Origin of the sequence: Stenotrophomonas chelatiphaga (assembly GCF_001431535.1) — a bacterium.
Classification (GTDB): domain Bacteria; phylum Pseudomonadota; class Gammaproteobacteria; order Xanthomonadales; family Xanthomonadaceae; genus Stenotrophomonas; species Stenotrophomonas chelatiphaga.
In genome coordinates this window covers 19,031-35,617 of sequence record NZ_LDJK01000068.1, presented here as the reverse complement: position 1 = coordinate 35,617, position 16,587 = coordinate 19,031, and the positions used below count along the sequence as shown (strand labels likewise).

The following is a 16,587-nucleotide window of genomic DNA, read 5'->3' as shown; positions in this document are numbered from 1 at the left end:
CCATCGCGGACCTCGGCACGACCTGCCGCCCGCCGTTGCGCTGGCCGAGCGTGGCTCGGCGCTACCGGTGCTGCGTCCGATCAGCGTGCAGGGCAACCGCGGCGGCGGCCAGCTGCGCGGCGGTCGGTCCGGCGGCCACCCGCACCGTCGCCAGGCCGAGGGCCCGTGCCTGCAGCGCAAGCCGCTCACTGGCCACCACCACCGCCATGCCGGCCTGCCAGCGCGCCCGCCACGCCGGCGGCAGCTGCGCCCAGGCGCGCTCCAGCGCCTCGCCACTGCTGACCGCCAGTACCCACGGCCGTGGGGATCGCGACAGCCGCGCCAGCGCCCGCGCCGGCAGCCGCAAAGGCACACGGCGATACACGTCGGCGCGCAGCAGCCGGGCACCGCGCGCCTGCAGATCGGCGGCAATCAGCCCGCGTCCACCGGGCGCGGTGACCAGCCCGATGGTCTTGCCCCGCACATCGGCCAGCACGGGCAGCGCCAGCAGGCCCTCGCTGTCCATCCGCGACGGCGCGATGGCGTGTTCGATGCCGTGCGCCCGCAACGCGCGCAGGGTGCCATCGCCCACCGCCAGCCACGGCCGTTCGGGAGCATTCAGGAACGCATCGCCGAACGAAGCCGCAGCGGCCACCGCGGCGGGGCTGGTGAAGATCACCGCCGATGCCTGCAGGGCCGTGCGTAACGCGCCAGCCCCTGCGGCGTCAGGCCGGCGCTGCAGCCGCCACGGCGACAGGCCGAGCGTGCAGGCGCCTGAATGGGCAAGGGCGACGCGCAGCGCCGCGTGTTGCCCTTGCGGGCGCAACGACACGAATGTCCAACCACACGGTTTCGCATGTTTATCCATTGCCTGCATTATGCGGGCCCGCGTTGTTGCAGGTGTTGTCGCCGATGTCCGTCGAACCCGTTTCCTCCTCGCTGCTGGTCCTGCAGGACGTGCTGGACAGCATGCCGCCGGTGCGCGCGATGCAGCTGCGCCTGGAGGGCTATGCCGATGGCCAACTGCAGCTGACCGCGCCGCTGGCGGTGAACGTCAATGACAAGGGCAACGCCTTCGGCGGCAGCCTGGCCTCGGCCATGACCCTGTCCGGCTGGGCCCTGGTGACCCTGCGCCTGCGTCTGGCCGGGTTCGAAGCGGAGGTCTACGTGGCCGACAGCCAGTTGCGCTACCGCGCGCCGGTGTACGGCGACCTGCACGCGCAGGCCCAGATCGACCCGGACAGTGACTGGGACACCTTCCTGTCCACGTTCAAGCAGCGCGGCAAGGCGCGGATCGGCGTGGTCGCGGTGCAGCCCGGTACCGATGGCAAGCCGGCCGCCGAACTCAGCGGTCGTTTCGTTGCCTTCGCCAAAGGGTAGGATGGCAGGCTGATGCCTTGGGGAGCAGACCGTTGAAGCACCTGCACATGCGCCGCCTGATCCAGTTGTTGATGCTGTCCAGCCTGCTGGCCGCCTCGTTCATGACGCTGGCCGCCGATTTCAGCCGCAAACAGCGCACGCTGCTGGAAGAAACCCAGAACGCCTATGGGTCGACCATCCGCTGGGGCAGCATGGAAGACGCCGTCAGCTATCTCGACCCCGAACGGCGCAGGACCAACCCACCCACCGAATTCGAGCTCAACCGCTACTCGCAGCTGCGGGTTTCGGCCTACCGCGAGCGCAGCACGGCTTCGTTGCCGGATGGCACGGTGGAGCGCCGGGTGGAAATCGGCGTGATCAACATCAATACCCAGGCCGAGCGCCTGGTCACGGTCGTGGAGCGCTGGCGCTGGGATCCGGAGGGCAAGCGCTGGTGGCAGTTCAACGGCCTGCCGGACCTGTGGCAGGGGCACTGACCGCTGCCCTGGCCCTTCCCGGCCGCCCGCCTGTCGCCGGCCGCAATCGCGGCCGGAATCCCGCGCCCATCGCCTTGTGCGACAATCGGCGCCCGCTTATCGACCCGTGACCTGCGTGAATTACGAAGAGTTGGTGGCCTTTGCCGGCCGAAACCCCATGCTGTCGGCCGCCCTGGTGGGCCTGACCGCCGCGATCATCGTCACTGAAATCCGCCGCCTGTTCCGTGGCTACAAATCGCTCAAGCCTGCCGAACTGGTGCAGCTGATGAACGCCGGCGACGCCGTGGTGGTGGACCTGTCCGCCAGCAGCGACTTCGAAAAGGGCCACATCGCCGGCAGCAAGAACGTGCAGGCCAGCCAGTTCGGTCCGGAGCACAAGCTGGTCGCCGCGGCCAAGCAGCGCCCGGTGGTGCTGGTATGCCGTGCCGGCACCGCATCCGAAGCCGCTGCCAAGACCCTGAAGAAAGCCGGTTTCGAGCAGGTGTCCGTGCTCGACGGTGGCCTGCCGGCGTGGCAGCAGGCGGAACTGCCGCTGGTCAAGGGTCGTCATTGACCTGATAGCGCAGGCAGGGGTTGTGCACCGCATGGCCCGCCCCCATCGCTGTTGATGCAACATATCGATCAAACACAACGTTCAACGAATAATCTGGAGCAACAGGAAATGTCCGAAGAAAACACCAACGGCGCCGTCGCGCCGGTCGACGCCGCCAACGGCCCCGCGTTCACCGTCGAAAAGATCTACGTCAAGGACGTTTCCTTCGAATCGCCGAATGCTCCGAGCATCTTCAACGACCAGGTGCAGCCGGAACTGCAGCTCAACCTGAACCAGCAGGTGCAGCGCCTGGGCGAGAACGCCTTTGAAGTCGTGCTGGCCGTCACCCTGACCTGCAAGGCCGAAGACCGCACCGCGTACGTGGCCGAAGTGAAGCAGGCCGGCGTGTTCGGCCTGGTCGGCCTGGACCCGCAGTCGATCGACGTGCTGCTCGGCACCCAGTGCCCGAACATCCTGTTCCCGTACGTGCGTTCGCTGGTCAGCGACCTGATCCAGGCCGGCGGCTTCCCGCCGTTCTTCCTGCAGCCGATCAACTTCGAAGGCCTGTACGCGGAAACCCTGCGCCAGCGCCAGGAGCAGGGTGAAGCGTCTTCGCTCGCCAACTCCGAACCGGTCGGCAACGCCTGATCGGCGTCCCGACCCCGCGCATGAGCGATAACGCTGACAAAGTAGCCGTACTCGGCGCCGGTTCCTGGGGAACCGCGCTGGCCAGCCTGCTCGCCCGGCACGGTCTCCGGACCGTGCTGTGGGGACGCGATGCCGCGATGGTGGAAGCCATCGACCAGCGCCACGAGAACACCCGTTACCTGCCGGGCATCCCGCTGCCGGAATCGCTGCGTGCCACCACCGACATGGCGCAGGCCGTGGAAGGGGCGGCATGGATCCTGGTCGTGACCCCGTCGCACGCGTTCAATGAAACCGTGACCGCGCTGGCGCCGCTGCGCCCGGCCGGTGCCGGCGTGGCGTGGGCGACCAAGGGCTTTGAACCGGGCTCTGGCCGCTTCCTGCATGAAGTGGCGCGCGAGATCCTCGGCGATGACGTGCCGCTGGCCGTGGTCACCGGGCCGTCGTTCGCCAAGGAAGTCACCCAGGGCCTGCCCACCGCGATCACCGTGCACGGCGACGTGCCCGAATTCGCGCAGACCGTGGCCGAAGCCATGCACGGCCCCGCCTTCCGCGCCTATACCGGCGATGACATGCTGGGTGCCGAGCTGGGCGGTGCGATGAAGAACGTGCTGGCCGTGGCCACCGGCGTTGCCGATGGCATGCAGCTGGGCCTGAACGCACGTGCCGGCCTGATCACCCGTGGCCTGAACGAGATGCTGCGGCTGGCCGCGGCGATCGGTGCCAAGCCGGAGACCCTGATGGGCCTGGCCGGGCTGGGCGACCTGGTGCTGACCTGCACCGGCGACCTGTCGCGCAACCGTCGCCTGGGCCTTGCGCTGGGCCGCGGGCAGACCCTGCAGGACGCCATCCGCGAGATCGGACAGGTGGTGGAATCGGTGCAGACCGCCGACGAAGTGATGCGCCAGGCGCGCCGCTACGGCATCGACCTGCCGATCTCCGACGGCGTGCGCGCCGTGCTGCACGGCGAACAGACCCCATCCGAAGGCCTGCGTACCCTGCTGGCGCGCGAGCAGAAGCCGGAGTATCCGGACACGCTGTTCAAGTGACCCCAGCGACGCTGAAACGACGAACCCCGGCCAACGCCGGGGTTTTTCTTTGCGGGATGTCGCTGCCGGTAGCGCCGGGCCATGCCCGGCGGCTGTCCAATGAAAGTTAAAGAGTGCGCGTGACTTTTTAACTTTTCGTGGATAAAGTTAAAAAGGTAGCCTGTCTCTTAAACTTTCGAGGTGATCGGCCATGCGACAGAGTGACGTAGCTCCGCACCTGCGCCAGCATCTCGTGCCGGTGGATGGGAAACCCAACGTGCGCGCCATGGTGGCGCCGCCAACGCCGAGGGCGTTGCCTGCAGGATCCGGTTCGCCTGCACTTGCCCACGCCGCCAGCCAGGCGCTCGGCCGCCTCATCGGCGCGATGGAGGGATGGATCAACCCCGATATCCTGACCCGCACACTGGTCAGGCGCGAGGCCGTCCAGAGTTCACAGATCGAGGGTACAAAAACCGACCTCGACGAACTGCTGACCTATGAAGCGACGTGGAGCGCCGATGGCCTTCCGCCAGACGTGCGCACCACCCAACACTACGTGGAAGCGTTGCAGTACGGACTGGACGCCGTGCGAAGCGGGGGACGCGCGGCGCTGGATTGCACGCTCGTCAGGCAGATCCATGCGATGCTGATGGAGCACGAGAACGTGCCAAAGGGCACTTACCGGGACATCCAGGCATGGATCGGCACCGGCCGGATCGAGGACGCAAGCTTTGTCCCCGCGCCGCCCGCCGATATTGATGCGTGCATGCGCGATCTTGAACGGAACATGCTGCGTTATGCCCGCCGCGAAGATGAGCAGGGCGAGCTGACCGTGCTCGCCCAGATGGCGATCGCGCATGCGCAGTTCGAAACCATCCATCCCTTCAACGATGGAAACGGGCGGACCGGACGCATCCTGATGCCGCTCATTCTTGCCGCTGAAGGTCTGCCCCCGCTGTACCTGTCCGGGATGCTGATGCGTAACCGCAGCGGCTATTACTCCGCGCTCAAGCAGGTGCAGTTGCAGGGGAAATGGGGCCCCTGGATCGACATGACCTACCGTGCCGTGCTGGAGGCGGCGGGCGAGTGCGTATCCTTGGCCGACGATCTGCGCGCGATCGGGCGCGCGTGGTCAGATGCCACGTCGGGTTATCGCAGCCACTCGGTGGTGCGGCGGCTTCCCGAATTGCTGATCGAGCAACCGGTGGTCACCGCCAACACCGTTGCAGCACTGCTTGACGTCTCGCTGGTAGCGGCGAGCAAGGGCATCAATGAGCTGATGACGATAGGCATTCTGAAAGCGAAGGACCAACGGACGTGGGGCAGATCATTCCATGCGTCCGAAATCATTGATCGCCTGAACAAGGCACCTGCCACTCCTCGCTGAGCACCGCGGAAAAAGACCAAAAAAAAGCCCGACCAAAGGCCGGGCTCGGTAGGCGTGTGGGAGAGAGGTCACACGCCGTTTCGCACTTACCACCACACCATTCTTTCAACTACGTATTACGCACTAACGACAGGCGTTCTTACCAGGTGAAGCGCGGACCGACGAACCACTCGCGGTCGCCAGCCTTGGCCAGCTTCACTTCGCCACTCAGGCCCCAGTTCTGGTTGAACTTGGCGGTGGCGCCGACGCGGCCATAGAACTCGCCGTCCGGATCGATACCGTGCTTCTTGCTGAAATCTTCGTACCCGGCCAGCGCATAGCCTTCGATCATCGGGGTGAACGCAGTGCGCACGCCGACTTCGGTCGAATAGCCATTGAAGTCCAGGCCGCGCTTCGGATCGAACTTCTGGTACGCGACGCGAGCCACCAGATCGGTGGTCGGCGCGATGCCGTAGTTGTAGCCGACACCCAGGCGCCACTGATCGACGTCAGCGTTGCTGCGCTCGGTTTCCTGCGCGCTGTAATCACCAAAGATGTGGAAATTCGGATGCACCGCGACCGAACCCTTCACGCCCCAACCGTCGGCATCGCCGCCGCGGGCGTCGGTGTTCACGTAACCGCCTTCCACGTAGTTGTACGACAGGCCATCGGCAGCGGACGCCGCGAACGGCATGGCAACCACGAGACCCAGGGCCAGCAGGGAAATCTTGTTCATCGGGAAACTCACACCTTTCTTGTTTTTGATTTGATCGAGAGCGAAGTGCAACCGCTTTCGATATGTGAATTATCCGTTTGCCATAGCAATGAACCCTGAATATTGAACTGACTGGTACATGAACTGAGTTCCTGTTCAGGGAACTCTGGATCTGCTGCAGGTGGGGTGAACACTATTGTTGGTGCAGATCTGGAGGAACTATGGTGATACGAGCTCTGCACAACTATGGTGTCGAAGGGCTCCGGCGTTTGCACGTGCACACAATTCCGTTGTAAGCGCGCCGCAGTTACGGAATCCCGGCGATGGCGGCTTGGAACTTCTTCGCACTTAGCGTCGCCTGAGCTTCCTTTGCGCCCCCAACCCAAGCAGAAAGCTTCGCCCAACGCTCCATCCTCCACTAGCGCACTATGCCAAGCTCCTAAAGGGAAGACGGCTTCAATCCGGCGGCCGAAGTCCTTGAAATGGACGAAGATGGAGGGAAGTGCAGGCGCCGCTAGCGTCTCGGAGAATTCCTATCGTGCACGCTACGTGCCCCTATACCTAGCTCTCCCCCAACAGCACCTAGATCATGCATCCGACCTCGCCAACTTCTTTAGGGGCGGTAGGTGAGCGGGCGACTGGCATAGCCTTAGGCAGGTAGGGGCAAAGAACGTCATGATTGGAGAGGCCCAGCAGCGCCGCTGCCATACTGTCTCGGGCCTTATCACTGCGATACGCTTTACCACATCACCGTTGCCGCCTACGAAGGACAGGAAGTCATGAATCGCGATAACTCGCCCCTGCCTCCTCCTGAGGACGCGGGAGACCCACAAAATGCCCCCCTAGACCTGCGGCAGGGCGCGGTGAGTCATCAATCGGAAGCCACCCAGGAACTCCTTGGCCTTTCTGCCCTCACTCCTGCATTCAATGAGGATGATCATGGGGTCTACGTCAGGGAGATTCAGAGTGCACTGGACGGCAATCAGATTCGAAATATTGCCCTTTCAGGCAACTACGGTGTAGGAAAAAGCAGCATCCTGAAGCGGATTGTTGCATTGAATCCGGAAAAGATCGTTGAGATTTCGCTCTCTGCGCTATCGCCCGTGGTCCCGGACGCCAACTCCCAGAACGGCGCGTATAGCACGACGAATCAGATCCAGCAGGAGATCGTCAAACAGCTGCTCTATCGGGAAAAACCCAGCAAGACCCCCGGATCCAGATTTCGGAGAATTCAGCAGTTTCAGCCTTCTGTAGAGATCCCGGGCGCCATGCTAGTCGGCGTGATCATCTCTCTTGGTCTCCTACTTTCCGGATGGTCCGCAAAAATAGCTCTCGGTCTCGACGTGACGCCTTGGGGACCTCAGCTACATCTTGCAATATTTGCTGCAGGCTCAGTATTCACATATGCGGCCCGATCTCTCGTCTACGGCCGCCTCAACATCAAGCAACTATCCGCCGGACCTGCCACAGTCACACTGGATGAGCAGTCACGCTCGTACTTCGACCAGTATCTGGATGAGATCTTCTACTTCTTCGAGGTTTCTGAAGTAAGCGTCGTAGTCTTTGAAGATATTGACAGGTTTGATGATCCTCACATCTTCGAAACCCTCCGAGCTCTCAACACATTGCTTAACACACCAGCTGTGAACCAGCCCGTGAGATTCATCTATGCGATGAAAGACAGCATCTTCGAGAGACTGGGTGAATCAGGTCCAGGCCTCGCAGGAGGCGAACACGAGGACGAACAGGAGGCCGAGTCAAATCAGGCGCATCGGGAGGCCCTGCGCGCTAACAGGACCAAGTTCTTCGACCTAGTGATTCCGGTGGTCCCCTTCATCACTCACCACAACGCCAAGAACGTCGTTGTACAACTCTTGGCTGGTCCGGAGTTCGATGTCGATGAGGATCTCATTGACCTAGTTAGCCGTCACGTCCCCGACATGCGGCTGCTAAAGAACGTCCGCAATGAGTTTCTGGTCTTTAGGAATCGGATCCTATCTGGCGCCGGAGCACAGCTAAGGATCACAGATACCGAGCTCTTCGCGATGATGCTGTACAAGGCAACGCACTTGACCGACTTCGAGAACATCCGTCTCGGCGGAAGTGCGCTGGACAAACTCTACAGGAAGGCGCGAGGTCTGATATCTGACGGGATGAGGGCGGTAGCGAGGGAGTCCACCGCGGCCTCAAGGCGCCTATCCACGATCGATAGCATCGCTGATAGGAGTGGCAAGCTTGGGCAAGACCTGAAGCTTCACGCTCAGCGCGTTGCAAGGGCAAATTCTTGGCCTGTAGATCAACTGCAGTTCCTCCAAGATGGCGTTAATTTTCCGGACGAGGACCTCGAGAAAGCCGCTTTCTGGCATGGATTTCTAAGCAGGCAGGATGACCCCAGCATCGAGGCTCGAGTATTTTACCGTGGCAGCCTCCGAGGTACGCTGACGTTTCTTATGTCCGACCTTAATGAGTCCTTCGGTCCATTCAGTGCCGAACAGTGGAAGGAAGATGACCGGGCTGCCTGTTTGGCCCAGCTGGCTGCCTTGGACCGGGATTCACATTTCTTGCGGGGCGCCGATGTTCATGATCTTTGCAAACGTCCAGACCTTAGCAAGTACTTGGCAACAAAAGGGGAAGACGTCGCATCGGTAGCTCGGAAATTCCTCCCTTCGACCCTTGCTTTCGAGCTAGTTAGAGCTGGCCACATCAACCGAAATTTTGCGCTATGCACAGCAATATTTCACGGAACTCGGGTCACCTCGGCAGCAACCAACTTCATGGTTCACCACGTCCAGCGCGGAAGGCCCGACATTTACTTCCAGCTTGCGGCAGACGACGTGGAGGCAATAATCCGGGAGGCCGGAGAGAGCTCATTGTCAGACCCCACGCTCTATAACATATGCCTGTTAGATCACTTGCTGAGCGTCGATGCTCAAAGCGCGAATGCGCTACGCATGATCACTTCGATGGCAACAATGGAAAGCTCTGCGGCGTCTTTCATGCAGGCATACATAAGCAATGGCAAAAGGCCGGCCGAATTATTTGGCCAACTCGCAAACGTATACGAGGGCGTGTTTTCCTATCTAGCCTCCAGTTCCGAGCTTGATGATAGGCTGAGAGCTGAACTTTGCAGTGCCGCACTATTAAATCTAGACGAGAACATTGATTACACGGCAGACGCCCACGTTCGCCGGTATCTAAACGAGGCCTACTCTTATATTTCCTCGCTCACTGAGCAAGCGGTTGATAGCTCCACTGCTCGAAAAATCGCGTGGCTCTTTTCCAAGGCGCAGGCGAAAGTCGGGCTGCTTGAACCATTGTCTGCAGAAGTCACTAAGAAGTTCGTTGCACTCAGCCTTTACGAAATCAATCACGCCAATCTAACTATCGTCAATGATGGGAACCCTGACTTGGCTCTGGACTCATTGTCTAGCTCCAATGGGGCGGCCTACAAGTACGTTCTAAGAAATTTGCCAGTTTATTTGAGTATGCTGCAAGAGGGAGAGTACAGCGTAAGCTCTGCTGATGCCTTTCCCAGTGTCCTCCTTGACGCGGGCCACTGGGAGCAGAAAGTACTTAGGCATTTGGTCCAGCGTGCCAGCAAGGACTGCATCGTCGAGGACTTATCAATCGCGCCCCCTGGCAGCCTTCCGGTCTTGGTCAGTGAAGTCCGTTGCCCTGCCACGCTGCGCAACGTACTGACTTATCTGAAGCACTTCACCGAGGTGGATGATCACCTTGCCGTGCTGCTGACCGCGACCGGAGCAATTTCTGTGGATACGGAAGATGATGTTGAGGACATTGAGCGCGCTGCTTTGGCGGTGCTTCGTGCGCGAGACCTGATGCCGGCCAAGCTTCGGGCAACTATCGTTGGCGGAATGGACATTGTGCTTAGCTCGGATGAGCTCCCTATTGAAAACGGAGAGCTGTTCTCCTTGTTGGTCAAACATCGAGCAGTAGAGGATGGCGTGGAGCTCTACAGAGTGCTCGCTCAAGCCGACTGGCGCACACGCGAGCTCTACATTGCCCAATCAAGGGTTTTCGCGGATTACCTCGACCCAGATATCGTTGGCGGTGATCTTCGCGATCTTATGCGCAGTAAGATCGTCTCATTTAAAGTTAAAAATGCCGTGATAGCACGTGCTGATGAGTTCTCCCAGGATGCGCACGCTGACTCACTTTCGGCTGTGGCAAGCTACGCCGCGACTGTTCGAGCGACGCTTTCCCTTGATCTCGTTCTGAAGCTACCTTCTGTTACTAGGCCTTCGGAGGAATTTGTCGTACTTATGGCCCCCCATCTGAATGCCATGACGCAGCATCAGATTACCGGCGCATTAGCGCAATTGGGATGGCCATACGCCGCTCTCTCCGCAGTTGGAAAGGACAACCCGGTCGTTGCGAACACGCCAGACAACCTAGCGCTGCTTGCGCGTCTTCAGCAACTAAATATCGTGAGTACTTGGAAACCTCTCGGCGATGGGGTTAAGGTCTTCAAGAAGCGCAAGTGACAGAGCTCAAGGAATCTCAGTCTCCTGTAGCCAAGCGTAGTTCGCGCTGTCGACGAACGTGCATGGCAGCAATCAGCGATCAACGGACTCACTGCTCTTAGAAGCGCGCACGCAAGTTGATTTCCGAGAGAGAGCCATGCATGCCCGTTTGCAGAGCGTGGAATTGGAATTCCAGCCAGTTCAGCCTAGTTCCGTTCATCGAAGTTGTGATCTAGGCGGCCGGTTGACACCATCCAAGCCATGCGAAGGGCGTTTGCATCGACCAGCGCGTGATGGCGACGCAACAGCAAATCCGGATGCTTCGAGAACCACCTCTCCAAGTGAGAGGTGGTAACGGGATACCTGTCCATCAAGGTGCACGGGAAGCGCGGCGCATCTTCCAGCCCCTGCGCCCACCTATCGCAACTCCACGACATGGCTTCCCGAAATAGTCTAAGATCATTTGGATAGTCAGCGATGATGTGAGTAGAACGCTGACCGCTCAGGAAGGCTATAAGCGCCTCCGCAAGGCAGCGGTCTGGTCCCACTGGCTGCGCAGCATCCATATCGCGAGCTTGAATCGCCGTCATTCGCGCGCAGAACAGGCCGAAGCGATGCCCGCAGTGAGTCGCTTAGGAGTTTTTAGGAAGACCGTCTTATGGTCCGCTTTTTGCCGGAAGCGGACGTTTCCGCTATCGTCTGTAATCTGTCGATCATGTCGTCCCGCATGTCAATGGGGGCCGCGGTCTACGCCTGGACCTAGCGGTCGTCACGTTAGAGCCCTTGAGTAGGTGGGCTGCAGACCTGTGGCAGAACAGGCAGAATGCCTTGCTGCCGCATCGGCATGTCGCCCCCTCCCACGGGGACGTGGCGTCGCCACTGCACCATGGCCGTTATCGAATCAAGCGAGAGCTTGCGGCCGCGATCTTCCACGCGCGCGAGGCCGACGACCATTCGGGCAGCGGCGTCACCCGTATTTGGCCGTAACCCGTTGATTTACGGGGGGGGGGCGAAAACGTCGTCTTCGGCTGCGAATTGCGAGGGTTAAGCTTCTTTTGCTCTTGGCATCCAGGATCAGGTCTCACTACTTCTCGTTAACGCCGTTCAACCCAAGCAACTCTCTGTCGTCGGCGCTCATTGGATTGTCAATTGCATGACGAATTCTGCGCTGGCACCACGCGTAAAAATCAGGGTGCTCATGCTGCAGTTGCGCCTGTCCTACCTCGTTGAGATGGATCCTGTAGCAGTAGCGGACTGGGCCAATGGTAAGTGTGGAATGGAAAGCCTCGGGCGCGTGATATTGGGGGTTACCTGTGACGATCAGGCCGCCGTGGGCGGCGTAGCTATGGATTGCACCATTCTCGCGTAGGCGGCGGTAGGCGACGTCGGCATCTACGCAAAGCAAAACATAGTTGTTATCACTTATACCTATGGCAAAATCAGCAATCGGCTCGTAAAAAGTTGCGCCAATCTCTGCCAAGTGACAGCACATAAGCTTCGCGAAATACCTGAAAACATCCAAATAAAGTATTCCGCCATTGGCATTGAAGCGGGGGTCTTCATGCACCTTTGCGGGATCCTCCCCCGTTCTCAAGAGGTCTGACGCCAGTGCTCTAAATGCGTCAAATGCCAAATCGGCCGGCTGAGTTCTCGCGTTATTGCAGGTCTCGCATATGCGAGCGGAAAAATGAAACTGCTTCGAGCTTGGGCTCTGTGCATGGCGGTAGCGTTCGCCTGGGCGTCCGATAACCATCGGTTGCGCACCAAACTCACTACGAAGCGCTGCGGCCTTGACCTTATGCTCGCCTGAAAGCGCCTCGGTGGACCCGCATAGGCAGCATTGGCCAGTAAGAGGTGGGGCAAATGGATCCATAGCTAATCTCCGATTACTCGCCGGATCACCTCTTTCAAGCTTATCTTGAGGTGAGGGTCGCTCTATTGTCTGGTAACCCCCGAAATAGAATTGACTGATTTGCCCTTACTGCTCGTTGTTAATCCAGTTCAAGACTGCCAGTAGTTCGCGCTGATCGTAGTACCCGGGTGTCGAACGCGGCTCAAACACACCTTCAGCTATCGCGGCCTCAAATGAGTTCCGAGCCCCTTCATAGTTTGGGACATGTAGACGCTTGATCAATTCGAGGACCTCATCTGGGTCTGCGAAACGACGGTCTGCGAGAAACGCCAGCAACGTTACCAAACCATCGGGGCCAACGAAGGAAGTCAAGGGGAGATCGCTGACCGTGTATCGCTTGGCGGCGAACCAGTACGCCTCATCGTGGTAGCAGCCGCCTTGGTCTGCGTTTGGCGAAGCAGGCTTGTGGTGCACAAGTCGGAGTCCCCGGAGAGCTCCTTCCCATTGCTCAGCAATGGAGCCATTGAGCCATTCAACCCAGCCGTCCTCAACGCTGTTGATCGGATGCCCGCACTGATCGCATTTCCATGGTGGATTCGCTTCCATATGCCCTCCTGATGATTTGGTTGTTCTAGCGCAGTCGGCGGCCGTCGGCAACAGGTGCGGCGAGCTGGGATTGCTGACTTCTAAGTGATGTTAAGCAGTGGCTAAGTTCTTTCTGTTGAGACTGGCCGATAGTGTGTCAAAAGGCGTGGCAATGTAGTCTAAGTTATTGAAGTGCAAGACAACGAATCGGGTCCCAAAGCCGTCCGCCCGGGACGGCTGGTCCAGGCGCGCTGCTCCAGGTCCTCCTCATCAATACACCGGTTCCTTCAACCTATTGATCCGTAACCTATTGATGCGTACAGGGAGAAATGAGCTATCTCCGTTCCGCGGTTGTGACGCCGAATTCCTTATGCATCAGTCGTATGGCGTGCTCAAAAACGATGCCTAGGGGGAGAGGCGGTGGCCTGCCTCTATCTCCGACCTCCGACCGGTTGGGGCACTGCCCTACGGTTTCGGGATGCGCCGGACAGGATGTGTTCGCCCGGTTCGGAGCCCTTCTCCAGGATGCACACGGACAGCTCGCGGCCGGCCTCGATCGCGAGGTTAGGGAGCTGGGCCTGATCGCCTGCGGCCGAGCTACACTCTCCAAGGATCATGCCAAGGAGGCGATGTGGGTAAACAGTCTGATGCCAAGCGCAACGAGAAGCTCAAAGAGCGGCAAAGAAGGGCGGAGGCGGCTGCTGCTCGGTCGTCCGGCGTGAATTCAAATGTCGCAGCGTTCTTCAAGGCCTATGATTCAGAGCCAAACGTCATTGCGGAGCTTCTGGATGAGTCCGGGGGGGCTCTCGCTCACGTTGAGGGAAGCGCAGACGGCGAGAACTGGACGATAGTGGTGATGGGCGAAGCTACGGCAGGGACAGATGACGAGTTCCTTGCTCTTGGTCTGCTGCTCGGGATGGCGATAGATGATCGAGCTGCGGAGGGTGAGTCCTTCATTCAGTTTTCGCCTTGGCTGGTTGAGCAGATCGAAGAGAGTTGCGATTCCAGAGGGGCCGATCCTGACCAATTCCTTCGCTCGCTGCTGCCCGTGGACAAGCGGGACGCAGCATTGCCGCCTGTGCGAATTCTCTAATTCCGCCCTTTAGGGGCGGTCGGCGGCACTGGCGGTTGTGGTCCACATACCCTGTCGGCGCCCCATAGCGGCATCGAAGAATCCCGTCTCGAGATTAACGACGCCAGGGCTTCCTTGCTCGTGCGAGGGCAAACCGGGTACGAAAGGGCGCAGGTTTGGCACAGTCGGCCGCCAAAGCCCTGCAATTGCTAGCGGCGTCGCCCCCCTCCTAAGGGGAAGGTCGCCCATTCGAATCGGGCGGGCATCACCATAGATCAGTGCCATGGCGAGGGGCGCTCTGGTCTTGATGGCATAAGCGATGAGGCTCGGTTCTAGCCGATAGCGGACATGCAGTGAGGGCGGCGCCTATCTACGTCATGTTGGGCGATTCACGGATTAGTTGTCCGCTTCTGGCCGGAAGCGGTTGCTGCAAGGCGGTGCATCGACCGAATCGACCGAAGTGCACAAACTATGCGCTACAGCGGCCACACTTGGAGCTTGGCTAAGCGTCTGATTAAAAAGTGTAAACCTTCGATTTGAACAAACTATGGTGTACATGTACGCCAAAGTTCGTGCCTCAAACGCGTCGATTTGCGCAAACTATGAATTCATTTGCTACACGAACTATGGTGTAAGACCCACAGGGGCGATCACTCCCCATCCACCGACAACGTCACCGCCTTGTGCGCTTCCAGTTCCTGCAGCCGCGCCGCCAGCCCGGCCTTGATCGACGCATAGGCGGTGCTGCCCAGCGCCAATCGCAGCGGCGGGCTGTCTGCATCGGCCGCGGCGATCATCGCGTCCACGGTTTTTCCGGCATCGCCGCGGATCACGAACGCGCCCGATGCAACCGCACGGCGCACCTCGCCGGCGGGCGTGTCTTCATAGCAGTCCATGGTCGGGGCATGGTCCAGCGCGGCAGCGAAATTCGTACCGGTGGGGCCGGGCTCGGCGATGATGAAGTCGATGTTGAACGGCGCCACTTCCTGGCTCACCGACTGCACGAACCCTTCAATGCCCCACTTGCTGGCGTGGTAAACGCTGAAGTTCGGATAGGCGATCTGTCCACCTTCGGACGATACCTGCACGATGCGCCCGCCGCCCTGGGCGCGCAGGCGCGGCAGCAACGCGCGGATGAAGTGGATGCAGCCGGCCAGGTTGGTCGCCAACTGGCGCTCGATCTGTTCGTCGCTGACTTCTTCGCCGGCACCGAACAGACCGTAGCCTGCATTGCTGACCGCCATGTCGATCCGACCCAGCCGCGCGAACGCTTCGTCCACCACGGCCGTGATCTGCCCGGTATCGGTCAGGTCCAGCGTCAGCACCTGCAGGGCCTCGCCATGCCGCGCCTTGAGGTCATCCAATGCGCCCGGGCGACGCAGCGTCGCCGCCACCCGGTCGCCGCGCGCCAGCAGGCGCTCCACCATCAGCCGGCCGAGGCCGGTGGAGGTTCCCGTGATCAACCAGTTGCTTGCCATGTGCGTGCCCTCGTGAGTGATGAGCCCTGATGATGGGCCGCACGCGCTAGGATGATAATCCTCAGCAAACCGCACGAGTCAGTGAAATGGTTTCAGCAATCAAGGCGCCCACACTGGCTGACCTGCGTGCCTTCATGGCCGTGGCCGAACACCGCAGCTTCCGTCGCGCTGCGGACCTGCTGGGCCTGACACCGTCTGCCCTCAGCCACACCGTGCGCGGGCTGGAAACCAGTCTCGCCACGCGCCTGCTGCACCGGACCACGCGCAGCGTCTCGCTCACAGAGGGCGGCGAGCAGCTGCTGCAGCGCATCGGGCCCCTGCTCGGGCAGTTGAACGAAGCGCTGGAAGACGCCAGCGGTGCCAATGGGCGCGTCACCGGCACCCTGCGCATCAATGGCAACGCCGGTGCGATCAGCCTGCTGTTGCGCACCGTGGTGCCGACCTTCCTGCAGCGCCATCCGGACGTGCAACTGGACCTGGTGGCCGAAGGCACGCTGGTGGATATCGTGGAGCAGGGCTTCGATGCCGGCATCCGGCTGGCCGAGGCGGTGCCGAGGGACATGGTCGCGGTGGCGCTGGAACCTTCTCTGCGCTTCCTTGCAGTGGCATCACCCACCTATCTGCAACAGCATCCTGCGCCCCAGGTGCCGGACGATCTCATCCATCACCAGTGCATCCGCCAGCGCCTGCCCAGTGGCAAGCGCTATCGCTGGGAGTTCAGCCAGCGGGGGCAGGAAGTGGCGATCGACGCACCGGGCGCGCTCACCCTCGACAACAGTGCGCTGATGGTGGAAGCGGCGGTGGCGGGCCTGGGTATCGCCTACGTGCCGGAAAGCAACGCACGCCGTGCGCTGGACGAAGCAGCGCTGCTGATCGTACTGGAAGACTGGAGTCCGCCCGGCGCCGGATCGCAGCTGTATTTCCCCGCCAACCGGCACATGCCGCCAAGCCTTCGTGCTTTCATCGAGGTGATACGTGAAGGTTGATTAACACTT

General features: G+C 60.6%; 14 protein-coding genes. 9 read left to right on the top strand and 5 right to left on the bottom strand.

Annotated elements, in window-relative coordinates; translation table 11 throughout:
* Nucleotides 1–61: 61 nt before the first annotated feature.
* Nucleotides 62–856 (bottom strand): uroporphyrinogen-III synthase, encoded by a 795-nt coding sequence (locus ABB28_RS14125; protein ID WP_057509230.1) that lies wholly within the window; start codon nucleotides 854–856, stop codon nucleotides 62–64.
* Nucleotides 857–891: 35 nt separating this feature from the next.
* On the opposite strand from ABB28_RS14125, the gene ABB28_RS14120 reads away from it, so the two are divergent.
* The 6 genes from ABB28_RS14120 to ABB28_RS14095 all read left to right on the top strand — a co-directional run bounded on the left by ABB28_RS14120 (nucleotide 892) and on the right by ABB28_RS14095 (nucleotide 5,427).
* A complete protein-coding gene (locus ABB28_RS14120) occupies nucleotides 892–1,359 on the top strand; it encodes a YiiD C-terminal domain-containing protein (RefSeq protein WP_057509247.1) in 468 nt (155 codons plus the stop codon).
* Nucleotides 1,360–1,406: 47 nt separating this feature from the next.
* Nucleotides 1,407–1,835, top strand: a complete 429-nt coding sequence (locus ABB28_RS14115) for a hypothetical protein (protein ID WP_057509229.1) — start codon at nucleotides 1,407–1,409, stop codon at nucleotides 1,833–1,835.
* A gap of 115 nt (nucleotides 1,836–1,950) precedes the next feature.
* The gene (locus tag ABB28_RS14110; RefSeq protein WP_057509246.1) at nucleotides 1,951–2,388 is read left to right on the top strand and encodes a rhodanese-like domain-containing protein; all 438 of its coding nucleotides are present in this window, start codon (nucleotides 1,951–1,953) and stop codon (nucleotides 2,386–2,388) included.
* A gap of 108 nt (nucleotides 2,389–2,496) precedes the next feature.
* The gene (gene secB / locus ABB28_RS14105) at nucleotides 2,497–3,015 is read left to right on the top strand and encodes a protein-export chaperone SecB (protein ID WP_057509228.1); all 519 of its coding nucleotides are present in this window, start codon (nucleotides 2,497–2,499) and stop codon (nucleotides 3,013–3,015) included.
* A 20-nt stretch (nucleotides 3,016–3,035) separates the two neighbouring features.
* Complete coding sequence (locus ABB28_RS14100) at nucleotides 3,036–4,061, top strand: NAD(P)H-dependent glycerol-3-phosphate dehydrogenase (protein WP_057509227.1); 1,026 nt, start codon at nucleotides 3,036–3,038, stop codon at nucleotides 4,059–4,061.
* Nucleotides 4,062–4,251: 190 nt separating this feature from the next.
* Complete coding sequence (locus tag ABB28_RS14095) at nucleotides 4,252–5,427, top strand: Fic family protein (RefSeq protein ID WP_083492039.1); 1,176 nt, start codon at nucleotides 4,252–4,254, stop codon at nucleotides 5,425–5,427.
* Nucleotides 5,428–5,566: 139 nt separating this feature from the next.
* Here the strand turns inward: ABB28_RS14095 and ABB28_RS14090 are convergent, their stop codons facing one another.
* Nucleotides 5,567–6,142: an OmpO family porin gene (locus ABB28_RS14090; protein WP_057509225.1), complete on the bottom strand. Its 576-nt coding sequence runs from the start codon at nucleotides 6,140–6,142 to the stop codon at nucleotides 5,567–5,569.
* Between the two features lie 758 nt (nucleotides 6,143–6,900).
* On the opposite strand from ABB28_RS14090, the gene ABB28_RS14085 reads away from it, so the two are divergent.
* Entirely contained in the window at nucleotides 6,901–10,626 is a 3,726-nt protein-coding gene (locus ABB28_RS14085) for a YobI family P-loop NTPase (protein WP_152983480.1), read from the top strand.
* Nucleotides 10,627–11,689: 1,063 nt separating this feature from the next.
* On the opposite strand, the gene ABB28_RS17790 is transcribed toward ABB28_RS14085, so the two are convergent.
* A complete protein-coding gene (locus ABB28_RS17790) occupies nucleotides 11,690–12,478 on the bottom strand; it encodes a hypothetical protein (RefSeq protein WP_083492037.1) in 789 nt (262 codons plus the stop codon).
* A gap of 105 nt (nucleotides 12,479–12,583) precedes the next feature.
* Nucleotides 12,584–13,063, bottom strand: a complete 480-nt coding sequence (locus tag ABB28_RS17785) for a hypothetical protein (RefSeq protein WP_245625347.1) — start codon at nucleotides 13,061–13,063, stop codon at nucleotides 12,584–12,586.
* 610 nt (nucleotides 13,064–13,673) lie between these two features.
* On the opposite strand from ABB28_RS17785, the gene ABB28_RS14075 reads away from it, so the two are divergent.
* A complete protein-coding gene (locus tag ABB28_RS14075) occupies nucleotides 13,674–14,135 on the top strand; it encodes a hypothetical protein (protein WP_057509222.1) in 462 nt (153 codons plus the stop codon).
* Between the two features lie 629 nt (nucleotides 14,136–14,764).
* On the opposite strand, the gene ABB28_RS14070 is transcribed toward ABB28_RS14075, so the two are convergent.
* Nucleotides 14,765–15,592 (bottom strand): SDR family oxidoreductase, encoded by an 828-nt coding sequence (locus ABB28_RS14070; RefSeq protein ID WP_057509221.1) that lies wholly within the window; start codon nucleotides 15,590–15,592, stop codon nucleotides 14,765–14,767.
* Nucleotides 15,593–15,690: 98 nt separating this feature from the next.
* On the opposite strand from ABB28_RS14070, the gene ABB28_RS14065 reads away from it, so the two are divergent.
* The gene (locus ABB28_RS14065; protein WP_211260397.1) at nucleotides 15,691–16,578 is read left to right on the top strand and encodes a LysR family transcriptional regulator; all 888 of its coding nucleotides are present in this window, start codon (nucleotides 15,691–15,693) and stop codon (nucleotides 16,576–16,578) included.
* Nucleotides 16,579–16,587: the final 9 nt, after the last annotated feature.